Genomic DNA, 412 nt, shown 5'->3' with positions numbered 1-412 from the left:
GCCAGACGGTGCCGGCATCGGGGCTCAGCAGGCCGAGCACGACGCGCACCAGGGTGGTCTTGCCGGCGCCGTTGGGGCCGATCAGGGTGACGATCTCGCCGGGCTGCACGCAGAGGTGCACGTCGCGCAGCATCTCGCGGCCGGCGAAGGCGACGCGCACGCCGTCGAGACGGATCAGGCTGTCGCTCATGGCGCCGTCTGGCAGCGGGCGCAGAGGCCGACCACTTCCACGGTCTGTGCCTCGACCCGGAAACCCAGGCTGCGGGCGCTGTCGAGGATGCTGTCGCTGATCGCCGTGCGCTCCAGCTCGATGGCCGCATGACACTGCCGGCAGATGAAGAACTGGCCCTGGTGGGCGTGGTCCGGATGGTCGCAGCCGACGAAGGCGTTGAGCGAGGCGATGCGGTGCACC

1 protein-coding gene and 1 pseudogene are annotated in these 412 nt (G+C 70.6%); both read right to left on the bottom strand.

Annotated features, from left to right (window positions below):
• On the bottom strand, nt 1-190 hold a 190-nt coding region (locus G8E10_RS25800), incomplete at its 3' end, for an ATP-binding cassette domain-containing protein (RefSeq protein ID WP_167131282.1).
• A pseudogene (locus tag G8E10_RS25795) lies at nt 187-412 on the bottom strand (transcriptional repressor); the annotation flags it as partial. The gene G8E10_RS25800 and the pseudogene G8E10_RS25795, both read right to left, overlap by 4 nt.

The organism is Ferranicluibacter rubi, from assembly GCF_011603255.1.
GTDB classification, from domain to species: domain Bacteria; phylum Pseudomonadota; class Alphaproteobacteria; order Rhizobiales; family Rhizobiaceae; genus Ferranicluibacter; species Ferranicluibacter rubi.
Note: the sequence above shows the minus strand (reverse complement) of the source record. Positions and strands in the feature narration are given on the sequence as shown.